The organism is Bythopirellula sp. (assembly GCF_041737835.1).
GTDB lineage: Bacteria > Planctomycetota > Planctomycetia > Pirellulales > Lacipirellulaceae > Bythopirellula.
The window spans coordinates 514,875-525,630 of record NZ_JBGSQY010000040.1 but is presented as its reverse complement, the minus strand read 5'-3'; the positions used below and the strand labels follow the sequence as shown (position 1 = coordinate 525,630).

The window sequence follows — 10,756 nt, the reverse complement described above, 5'->3', positions numbered from 1 at the left end:
CGCCTCTGCGTGAGACTATTTCTTCGTCCCACACGCACTCGCCACCGCGCAGGACGTGCAACTCGCGCAGCCCCCCTGCCCTTTGGCTTCTTCGGTGCCGCAACCGGGGCCGCAGCCTTCGGTGAGCGTGTCGGCGAATTTGCGAAACTCGACCTTCGCTTCGTACAGGTCGGCCAGTTGCTGCATCACCGGGGCGGTTGATTGCGGAACTTCCCCCAAGAAATAAAAGAATAACCCCTGGCCATCGAACAGGTGCTCGACGTCGACCAGCACAGCCGGGATTTGCGCCTCGGTGAGCAAATCGCAACACGCGTGATAGGCTTCGTGGCGGTGCTTTTCGAGCCGGGCGGCGAGCAGATCGTCTTCGACCGTCACCCGCCGCAAGATTTGGCCGTCGGTTTCGAGAAGCTGCTCGGTGGGTTCGGGCACGGCGAGGATTTCGCCGATTTCCAGCCCGCGGGCGCTGCGGACAATCACACGCGCATTTCGCGGATAGCGTGTGGCGTCGACGGCAACAAAGCGGCCCACGTGGCCGAGCAGACTGTAACGGACGAGGTGATATCCCATGGCCTCATTCTGGCGGTTTGCGTGCTGTATGCCAAGCTGGCTTTGGGCAGGACCGGTATCGGGGCAATGCCGGCTAATGGCTCTGGCCTTGTGAAATCAAGAGAGTTGCTCATACTAGGATGAAGTTTTTGCCCGTTTTTTAACCCCCAATTTAGCCTCACCATGACGAACGCCACGCTTGCCGAACAATCTGAAACTGCCGTCGAATCGAAGACCGCGAGCCGCTGGCAAGCCTTGGCAATGCGGGTGCTCGATGGCGGCAAAGTCACCCCCGAGGAAGCTGCTGAGGTTTTGGCTTGTCCCGATGATGAGATTCTCGACCTGATGCACGCGGCCTATCGCGTGCGGCAGCGTTATTTTGGCAAGAGCGTTCAGCTTTATTTTTTGATGAACGCCAAAAGCGGATTGTGCCCCGAAGATTGCAGCTACTGCTCGCAATCGAAAATTTCGGACGCCGAGATCCCCCGCTACAATTTGCTCAATCGCGAGCAACTTCTCGCCGGGGCCAAGGCCGCGGCGGAGCGTGATGCCAAAACCTACTGCATCGTGATCTCGGCCCGCGGGCCCAACGAGCGCGAGATGAAGGCGGTCGAAACTTTGGTTCCCGAAATCAAAGAACAGTACAACCTCGAAATCTGTGCGTGTTTAGGATTGTTGACGCAGGAACAAGCGGATCGGCTGAAGGCATGTGGCGTCGACAAGGTGAACCACAACCTCAACACGGGGAGTGAGTTCTACAGCGAGATCTGCTCGACGCACACATATCAAGATCGTGTCGACACGCTCAAGGCTGTGCGGAGCGCGGGGATGGAACTTTGCTCGGGCGGAATCATCGGCATGGGGGAAGCCCCGCGCGACGTGGTCGATATGGCACTCGAGCTACGCGAGCTTGGCGTCGAGTCGATCCCCGTCAACTTCTTGAACCCGATCGACGGCACGCCACTCTCGGGCAAGCATGAGCTCACGCCGAACTACTGCTTAAAAGTGCTGGCCATGTTTCGGCTGGTGAACCCCGATCGCGAGCTCCGCATCGCCGGTGGCCGGGAACTTCAACTCCGCAGCATGCAGGCCTTGGGCCTCTACGCCGCGAACTCGATCTTCGTAGGGGATTATCTCACCACCAAGGGCCAACTCCCCGAAGCGGATTATCAGATGATTCGCGATTTGGGATTTGAAGTGACGAAGTCTACGGGACCGGGTTGCTGCTAGCATTTGTCTGAGTTTCTCAGCTGCTACGGAGTAACTTTTCTTTCAATGCAATTCATGCACTGCTGGGCAAGCCAGCTGTGGCACCCGACGCAGAAACCCGCTCAAAGACGGCGACCTATTCTTGTCATTTTTCCCAGCTTGTTTGACCGGAATTCTTTTGGATTTCGGTTTATCTTTCCCAGGCGTCACGGCCGATAAATTCCGAGACGAACTAAAGTACGTCCTAACTCCTCGGCAGGGATTGCGATTATGGCTCGCGGATGGATCAACGGATTGGTTGTGGTGGCCCTTGTGGCTGTGATGGCTTGCGAAAGCTCGGCGCAGACGAACGGCTATCGCAAGCCGGGCGGCACATCGCTGGCCTCGAGATTGGGCCAGATCAAGAACGCTTTTTTGGGCGATAAGACTCCCGACGAAGAGGAGGCTTATGCCAACAACCAACAATCTTCCGGCAACCGCGGCGGTAACCAATCGCCGCAGCGCGTGGCGCGGACCGCTCCCCCACGCACTCAGCCTGGCGATTTGCTGCCCAAGGGCATCTTCTTCGATCGAGGCAGCAACGAACAGCAGGAAGTGGCTGTTGACGATTTTGAATTGGGCGATGAAGTGTTTGATACGTCGGCTCGTCGCGGTGCGCCGGCCAAACGAATCACAACAGCGGCCAATGGTTCGCCCAGAAGATCTCCGGCGACGACTCGCGAGAACGAACTTCAAGACGCACTCGATGATCTGCTCGCCGTCGAGCAGCAAGAATTGGGCGATGCGGCACCGATTGAACCGTTGCCTCGTGGCAACAAGAGTCAACCATCGGCCGACACGCAGAATTTCGATCTCCGTCAGGCATTGATCAACAAAGCCAACTCGGGCAGTGATAGCGGTCGCTCCGAAGCGATGAACGATTTGCGGCAGCAGTTGGAAAGCTTGGATCCAAGCACCGGCGAAGTTGCTGAGCCAAAGGAATCGTTATCCGAACCCTTTGAAGAACAGGCCGAGAACGGATTTGCGAGTCCCACACAAGATTATGTCGCACCACGCCAACCGGCCGTGCCACGCAGCAACAGCGCCCGTGGTGGTATGTTGACCGCAGGCGGCGAGATGTTGCTCAACACCAAGCAACCCGTGATCGTTTCGCGCGTGGAAGGCCCGCGGCAGATTCTCGTCGGCCGCGAAGCCACTTACCGCGTGACTTTGGAAAATTCCAGCGAAGCGACGGCACGTACCTTGGCGGCTGAAATTCGTATTCCTGAATGGGCTGAAGTGGTCGACGTGATGACCACAAGCGGTGTGGTCGAGCGAATCGAAGCCGATGGCGCGGGAACGTTGAAGTGGCAACTGCAGGAACTTTCGGGCCGCTCGGCACAGTCACTCTCGGTGCGGTTGATTCCGCGTAGCGGCAAACCGCTGCACCTATCGGTCGAATGGACCCAAGCTGCGGTGGCATCACAAGCCATGGTTGAAGTCCAAGAACCCAAGCTCGAAATGAAGATTTCGGGCCCGCAGGAAGTTTTGTTCAATAAAGCTCAGCGGTTCCAACTTTCGCTGCGTAATCCGGGGACCGGTGTGGCGGAGAATGTTGTGATCAAACTTGTGCCACCGGGTGGCGACGAAGATTCGGCGAGCTCGCACACGGTTGGCATTTTGGAAGCGGGTGCCAGCAAGGAAATTGAACTCGAACTAACCGCTCGCGAAGCGGGTGACTTGGTGATGAAGGCCTCGGCCACTGGAGCTGGCGGATTGCACTCCGAAGCGATTCGCAAAGTGCTCTGCCGCAAGCCGGAATTGGAACTTGATTGGCGTGGTCCCCAAGAAAAGTACACGGGGACCGAAGCTTCGTACTTTTTCCGAGTGCGTAACACAGGAACCGCAGGCACCGAACCGGTCGCGATGCGGGTCAAACTTCCCGAAGGAGCTAAGCTGGTTTCTGCGAGCGAAGGTTACAAACTCGATACGCAAAACGGCGTGATCAGTTGGCAGATTCCCGAGGGTGTTCCCGCGGGCGAAGCTGAGTTTGTGCAGATGTGCTGCCAGATCGACCGCCCCGGCACGAACCGTTTTGAAGTTTCCGCTCAAACAGTGAGCGGTGATCTCAAGAGTTCCAAAGAAATCGAAACCAACGTGATCGCCGTCGCGGATTTGAAACTGACGGTGAGCGATCCGAAAGGTCCCGTGCCTGTTGGCGAAACGGCGATCTACGAGATTCGCATTCGCAATCGGGGCAGCATTGATGCCCAAAACGTGGGTGTGGTCGGCTTGTTCTCGGCGGGCATCGATCCCAACGCGGTCGAAGGAGCTCAATTCTCCGTGCGTGACGGCCGGGTGAGCATTCATCCGATCAACACGTTGCCAGCAGGCGAGGAATTGGTGCTGAAGATTCGTGCCGTGGCCACGCAGCCGGGGACGCATGTTTTCCGTGCGGAAGTTTCCTGCCAGGATCTGGACATCAAGCTAGCCGCCGAAGAAACGACCAAGTTCTATCAGGACGACTATCGCTGGGAAGATGGCGAGACGGCCTATTCCAACGATCCCAGTGCCGTGGGCACCCGATAGTCGCTTGCGGTTTAGCGTGGTTGTCTAGCTAGGTTTGTGAGGTTCAACCTTCTCGAAGACGAGCGGATCGTCGGCGAGCGCATTCGCGATGCGAATCGAACGTGTGCCGGCCAAGAGGTCGTCGATCACGTTGCCGACGAGTTGAGCCCGCCAGCCTTCGGCGAGCACCGGAATGGTATCGCCGCCGACGCCCATGCGGTAGGCAATCAATTCGCGAACATCGGTGGCCGTGCCGACCATGCTCGTGGCAATTTCTGCGCGGCGGCAAATCGTGCCCAATGCGGGTGCGAGAAACTGGCCGAGCAAATTGAGCTGCGGCGGTAGCTCGTCACTACGCGATCCCCGGGAAAGCTTTTCAACCGGGCCTTCCAAGCCACGCGTCACGCAGTCAGCGAGGTCTTGAGCTTTGCGTTTCGCTCCCCCACGGTCCATGCCGCGAATAGCCATGATTTGATCGGGGGAATCAATTTTGCGTTTGGCGATTTCCACGAGCAAGTCATCGCGAAGAATTCGCTTGGCGGGCTGATTGCGCCGTTGGGCCTCGGCCTGGCGCCAATTCCACAATTCGCGGACGATGGCCAGATTGCGCGGGCTGAGCTTGCCGATCCCCGAAACGCGCCGCCAATCTCTACGGCTGTTCGCGGCGACGATTTCGTCCTGCCACAATCGCATCTCGGCATCGAGCCATTCATCGCGGTTGAGATTCTTAAGGATCTGCGTGAGCTTCTTATGGAGCGGCAGCAAATAGCGAACATCTTCCAGTGCGTAATTAACTTGCGCGCTCGAGAGCGGCCGGCGACGCCAGTCGGTACGTTGTTCCCCCTTGGCGGGCTGATGGCCGAGGAATTTGCTCACCACAGAACTGTAGGACGACGGGAATTCGTTGCTGCAAAAGCCTGCGGCGATTTGCACGTCGTAAATATGTTTTGGTAGTGCCGCGACGGGCGAGCGGAGAAAGAAATTGAGTTCCTCACGCCCCGCGTGCAATACGGTGATGTGATCGCCAGCCGTCATCACCTTCCAGAACGGATCGAGATTGGCGAGTGCCAAGGGATCGATCGCGGCCAAATCATGTTCCGTCGCCACCTGCACGAGGCAGAGCTGCGGATGGAAGGTGTCTTCGGAAACGAATTCGGTGTCGATGCCGATGATCGACGCCGATTGAAGTCGTTCGCAAAGCTGCTCGAGAGCTTGCGGGTCTGTAATGATCGGTGAAGGCACGGGTGAGAAGTCAAGCAAGCAGGATGGGAGCGGATCAAGACCGAGCCCAAGCAACTGCACAGAGCGACCGGCACGGTGCCTTATCTTACGCGATTTAACACGGATTTCACAAGCCGCGTTTTATTGTGGTGTTTGCTCAACGGGTTCGACGACCGCAGGCGGAGTGGTCGGCTCGCCGTGGTCAAAATTCTGCCATTGGTTGTAGATCAGAATGGGTAACAGGATCAGACAACTGTAAGCCATGTAGCCAAAGAAACTCGGCATCTTGACGTTGGATTTCTCGGCGATGGCTTTGACCATGAAGTTGGGACCGTTGCCGATGTAGGTCATCGCGCCCATGAAAACCGCGCCGAGGCTGATAGAAATGAGAATCGTTTCGGGCACGCCCGCGGTGGGGCCACCCACGCCGGGGACTTGCGCCGTTTGGAAGAAGACCAAATACGTGGGGGCGTTATCGAGGAACGAAGAAAGTATGCCCGTGGCCCAGAAGTAGCCGCCAGGGCTGAGCTTGGAAGCGATCCAAGCCCCCTGCTCGCTGAGGATTTGCAGGGCTGGCTGCATGCAGATAAAGATACCGATGAAAAGGGCCGCGACTTCGATGATCGCACCAAAATTAAAATCGTTGGCGATGCGAACCGACTTTTGCCCGAAGTAGAGCGAAATCGCAACCAGGGTCAGCTGCACGATTTCGCGCAAGTACATCCAGGCATGCCACTGTGTGCCGGGAAAGGCCTTGTTGGGGTCGAGCAGCGCCACCGCGATGACCACGCCGACAAGGAGCGGGCCGTTAATCTTGAGGCCGCTGATTCGCAGTTTGCGAGTTTGCTCGATGTCGCGTTCGATGTCGCGGATCGTTTCTTTGGAATAAAAGAAAAAGCGATCCATGATGACATACACGATCAGTAGCAAGCCGTTCACAGTCAGCCAGGATGGCCACAGGTTGAGTGTCCAGAGAAACTCAACACCTTGCAGATAGCCAAGAAACAACGGCGGATCGCCGATGGGCAGCAAGCAGCCGCCGCAGTTGCAAACGATGAAGATGAAGAAAATGACAGTGTGAGCCACATGCTTGCGCTCACGGTTCGTTTCTAACAAGAGCCGCACAAGCAACATGGCGGCGCCGGTTGTGCCGATGAGACTCGCCAGTAGTCCGCCGACGAACATGATGGCGGCGTTGGTGACGGGATCGGCACGTAGATCCCCTTCGATGCGGATGCCTCCGGCGATAGTGTACAGACTAAACAGCAGAACGATAAACGGAATGAACTCAGAAAGAATCGCGTTTTTTAGAATGGCCGAGACAAACCCCGTCTGCACGCCAGACTCGGCGGCATTCACCACCGAGTGGGCGGGCCAATGAACATCGACGGGGGCCCGATGCAGAAACGCATAGTAGCCGAGCGTGATCAGGCCCAAGCCGGCGGCGACGTAAAAGCGGTGTAGGTTGCTTTCCCACCAATGCTCGGTCTTGTGCATCAATGGGAAGACGGCAATCGCGCCCAAAAGCAGAACGAACGGGGTGATGGTCCAATAGGGAGGGGCCGTGGCGACGTGTTCCACGTTGGCCTGCTCGGGGGCAGCATGCTGCTCTCCCGCGTGTTTTTCGTGATGGGCCGAAGCAAGTTGTGTGGCGTATTGCGGATACCCTGCCACAGCCGTGGCAATATAGATGCCTATGATGGCCAGGAGGGCCCATACGACCCCGCGGCCGGAACTGGTTTGCTCGTTAGCGGTCATTTTTGCTGCTTTCGGTTCATCGCACCGTGGAAAATCAGTGGTCCACCCATGGATTTTGCCAGACTAAACAGCTTGGCAAAACGTGTCCACCGCTATTTGGGCGATTCTGCGCGAAAACATAAGGCGCTATCACGAGCGATGATGCAAAGATAAACTCAACTGATTCAGAGTGCTTTTATTTTGTGTTGCTTTCCGATCCATGACTGAAATTTGGCTCCGTTCGAATCGCCGCATCCTTGTCGTTGGGACAATCCCTGGCGTGATTCTGTGCGCAGCGTCGGCGATTCTGGCTGCAACGACAACTTCTGCGGGTTTGAGAATATTCGGCATCGCCGGGGCACTCGTGGGGGCCTGTTTGATCGCGATTGTGGTGCGACAAATCCTGCGGCCGCGTGTGGCTTATTCCGATGGGCATGTCTTGTTTTATTTGCGCGCTGGAAAGCCGATTGCGGTGCCGGTGCAGATTGTGGAGGCGTTCTTTTTAGGACAAGGCCCCGCGCATCTGCCTGGTGTGGCCGAAGACCGTGAAGAGACCGTCAACTTGGTCGCGCGACTTTCTCAAAGAGAAACCGACTGGATGCGGCTGGAAGTGAAGCCCGCTCTCGGCAAATGGTGCGAAGGCTATGTGTCGATTCGCGGCACGTGGTGTGAACCATTAACCAACGAAGTGATTCGCCGGCTCAATCGGCGGCTGAGCGAAGTCTCTCGTGAAGTCGCGGGTCAAGCGTCATGAGTTCTCCAGAGCGCTTGCGATTATTGGTGAGCGTGCGCGATGAGCAGGAAGCGGCGGATGCGCTGGCCGGTGGGGCGGACTGGATCGATTGCAAAGAGCCACATGTTGGTGCCCTCGGTGCCGTGTCGGTCGACGTGGCGCGGCGGGTTGCCCAAGTCGTTGATGGCCGTTGTTCTCTTTCCGCGGCTTTGGGTGAACTCAAAGAGTGGAATCAATCACAGGCACAGCAGTTGCTGTCGGTTCCAGAAGTTCAAGTTGTGAAACTTGGTCTCAGTAACTGCACGAAATGCAACGATTGGACTTCTCTTTGGTGCGAGGCGTTTCAAGCTGTCAATCATGCCGGTAAGCAGCTTGCCGCCGTCATTTATGCGGATTGGCAAGCCGCCTGCGCACCGCACCCGGACGAGGTGTTGCAACTTGCCCGAGAAGTTGGTTGTCAATACTTGCTGATTGATACATTTGAAAAGAAAAGTGCATCGAGCTTGCAAATATTTTCGCGCACGGAAGTTGCACGCCTCATGCATATCGCTCGCCTGGGGGGCATGACCACCGTCATTGCCGGAAATTTGCGAGCCGCAGACTTCACGCAACTTGCCGATTTGCCGGTGGATGTCGTTGCCGTGCGTGGCGCGGCATGCGGCGGCAATCGTTTGGCGCGAATAGATACCGAGTTGGTCAAACTGTTGCAAAGCGAGCTAAGCAAACTCAATTGTTGCGGTGAAATTTACCAAACAGTTTTAACAACTTTGAACTAGGGAATTTGCTTGACTCGACCCGAAAATCAGCGATACTCGCGGATGTGAACTTTGGTTTATTGACGATTAGTCGGCAAGTCAACTTGAGTGGCACTGGTGATCGCAGCCAGAACCCAGGCGGGGTATCTCGCAGCGATCTTAGGATGAAGTGTTTTTTTTTGGGCATTCGTTGTTTGCGCGTTTGGGGGAATCAAGCCGTGCTTAAGTCGATTTTGGATGCCATCAAAGATGGGGATTGGGATTACGAGCCCGCTGAAATTGAAGAAAATCGATTTCATCCCACCGGAGCCATGCCCGGCACGCGCGAAAAATTAAGCGTGCTGGCCGACCGCGTGCGGACAGGCCTGCCGCTTTGGCACGGCCACGATCGTACGGAATACGACGACGAACAATAGGCTGCTAGCCCTTGGTTTGCACGTTTTCCTCGATTTGCGTATCTTTTAGGATCATCGCTTTGCGACAGTCCTCGAACCAAGTACCACTTCGTTAGGAAGATATCGTGCCCAAAATTAATATGTCGATTCCTCACGCGTTGACTGCAGAGGAAGCCAAGCGGCGTTTGGAAAACAAGGCAGAATTCTATCAAAGCCAATTTGGCGATCAGGTCAAAGATTTGACCCAGTCATGGGCTGGAAATATCCTGTCGTTTGGCTTCAAGACGATGGGGATGCGCTTCGACGGCACGATGGGCGTTGAAAACGACAAGGTTGTCGTCAACGCCGATATTCCCTTTGCAGCGATGATGTTTAAGGGCAAAATCGAATCGGAATTGAAGTCGCGAGTCGATCAAATCTTGCGAACCTAATTCGCAGGCAAGATTTCCAGCCGCTTTTCGTTGAGTTCAAAGGCGAGCCCCACCGGCGATAGGATCGCGCCGAGTAGCGTCGGCAAATCGCCGTCGACCACATCACACGAAACGAGTTTCGTTTGCAAGTCAGCACTCAGTGCTGAATTCCAAACCACTTCCAGCCCCAACTGCGCGGCGAGTTGAGCGATCACTTTTCCCACGGGTTGATTTTCTAATCGCAAGCTGAAGACTTGCGCGGATCTTCGGCCCTTGGGTTTTGGCAACTCTTTTTTCGGGGGAGTGTTACCCTCAAGCAGTTGCTTAATGCGCTCGTGATCCTCAACTCGCCCCGTGACCGCGATGTTGCTGCCGCTGCGGTTGATGCTGACCCCCGCAATGTCTTGGAGCTGTTGCACGAACTCGCGCATTTGGTTGCCGGGACGGTATTCGCGGGTGAGCAGCACGGGCCGTTCGATGGGCACGATCTTGCACGACTTCCCGTTGTTCGAGATTTGGCACGTTTGATCGAAGCCCGCGAGCAGCAACACCACGCGATCGATGAGCGACATCGATGGCAGTTCCTTGGCGTTCCAAAGATCGTGCGGAATCGCTTCGGGATTGTCGAGTTCGATCCCCGCCGACATGAGCCATTCATTTAATACGGCGCGAGGTTCACTTAGTCGCGGCCAAGCGACGCTGGATTCCGTTAGCCAAGGCTTGCGGTCTTTTGCGGAAACTTTAGCAAGCGAGTTCCTGGCAATTGCCGTGAGTGTCGGCAGATCGCGCGCGGAGTCGCTGGGACCGACATAAATGAAATTATCCAGTTCCACCCAGCCGAGTGATCTTGACTCGGTCAGTTTGTTAAGAACATCTGCGAGCGGTAGATCTTGAATCTTAACATCGATTGTCTGTTGAGGATCAACACGGCGGTCGAGACAAATCTCCACATGCTGGGTGGCAGCGATTCTGGCGAGAACGGCTGCTAATTCTCGCCCTTGCCACGTGGCTGTGAGGGGGCGGGTGAGTGCCGCTGCCAGTTGGTCGTCGGCCACGAGAGAGGTATTTCCCACCCAATTGCCAGCAATGCACCAGCAGGTGGCCGCCAGCCAGGAAATCTGACGGCCAAAGCGCAGCATGCGATTGCATTTTTGGCAAGGGTTTTTTGTCGGATTCAAAGCGTGGGTCACTGGAGGCATGAAT

General features: G+C 56.3%; 10 protein-coding genes. 6 read left to right on the top strand and 4 right to left on the bottom strand.

All coding sequences use genetic code 11. From position 1 onward, the window contains the following. Positions 1-15: 15 nt before the first annotated feature. Positions 16-567 (bottom strand): PSP1 C-terminal domain-containing protein, encoded by a 552-nt coding sequence (locus AC6T8Q_RS13745; protein WP_500679618.1) that lies wholly within the window; start codon positions 565-567, stop codon positions 16-18. 240 nt (positions 568-807) lie between these two features. Between AC6T8Q_RS13745 and bioB the strand changes: the two genes are divergently transcribed. Further along, positions 808-1,776, top strand: a complete 969-nt coding sequence (gene bioB / locus AC6T8Q_RS13740) for a biotin synthase BioB (RefSeq protein WP_500679621.1) — start codon at positions 808-810, stop codon at positions 1,774-1,776. 249 nt (positions 1,777-2,025) lie between these two features. Further along, positions 2,026-4,323 (top strand): COG1361 family protein, encoded by a 2,298-nt coding sequence (locus AC6T8Q_RS13735; protein WP_500679617.1) that lies wholly within the window; start codon positions 2,026-2,028, stop codon positions 4,321-4,323. A gap of 24 nt (positions 4,324-4,347) precedes the next feature. Here the strand turns inward: AC6T8Q_RS13735 and AC6T8Q_RS13730 are convergent, their stop codons facing one another. Both AC6T8Q_RS13730 and AC6T8Q_RS13725 read right to left on the bottom strand, forming a co-directional pair. Next, complete coding sequence (locus tag AC6T8Q_RS13730) at positions 4,348-5,544, bottom strand: ribonuclease D (protein ID WP_500679616.1); 1,197 nt, start codon at positions 5,542-5,544, stop codon at positions 4,348-4,350. A gap of 120 nt (positions 5,545-5,664) precedes the next feature. Beyond that, entirely contained in the window at positions 5,665-7,281 is a 1,617-nt protein-coding gene (locus AC6T8Q_RS13725) for a sodium:proton antiporter (RefSeq protein WP_500679615.1), read from the bottom strand. 199 nt (positions 7,282-7,480) lie between these two features. Here AC6T8Q_RS13725 and AC6T8Q_RS13720 point away from each other — a divergent pair, with 199 nt between their 5' ends. The 4 genes from AC6T8Q_RS13720 (at position 7,481) to AC6T8Q_RS13705 (ending at position 9,574) form a co-directional block, all read left to right on the top strand. Then, positions 7,481-8,014 carry a hypothetical protein gene (locus tag AC6T8Q_RS13720; RefSeq protein WP_500679614.1) on the top strand — a complete coding sequence of 178 codons (534 nt, stop codon included), beginning with the start codon at positions 7,481-7,483 and terminating at the stop codon, positions 8,012-8,014. Next, complete coding sequence (locus tag AC6T8Q_RS13715; protein WP_500679613.1) at positions 8,011-8,769, top strand: (5-formylfuran-3-yl)methyl phosphate synthase; 759 nt, start codon at positions 8,011-8,013, stop codon at positions 8,767-8,769. Before AC6T8Q_RS13720 ends, AC6T8Q_RS13715 begins: the two co-directional genes overlap by 4 nt. A gap of 143 nt (positions 8,770-8,912) precedes the next feature. Then, the gene (locus AC6T8Q_RS13710; RefSeq protein WP_500679612.1) at positions 8,913-9,164 is read left to right on the top strand and encodes a hypothetical protein; all 252 of its coding nucleotides are present in this window, start codon (positions 8,913-8,915) and stop codon (positions 9,162-9,164) included. Between the two features lie 104 nt (positions 9,165-9,268). Beyond that, positions 9,269-9,574: a polyhydroxyalkanoic acid system family protein gene (locus AC6T8Q_RS13705; protein WP_500679611.1), complete on the top strand. Its 306-nt coding sequence runs from the start codon at positions 9,269-9,271 to the stop codon at positions 9,572-9,574. Here AC6T8Q_RS13705 and AC6T8Q_RS13700 read toward each other — a convergent pair. Beyond that, a complete protein-coding gene (locus AC6T8Q_RS13700) occupies positions 9,571-10,692 on the bottom strand; it encodes a hypothetical protein (protein ID WP_500679610.1) in 1,122 nt (373 codons plus the stop codon). The two genes, AC6T8Q_RS13705 and AC6T8Q_RS13700, sit on opposite strands and share 4 nt — an antisense overlap. Positions 10,693-10,756: the final 64 nt, after the last annotated feature.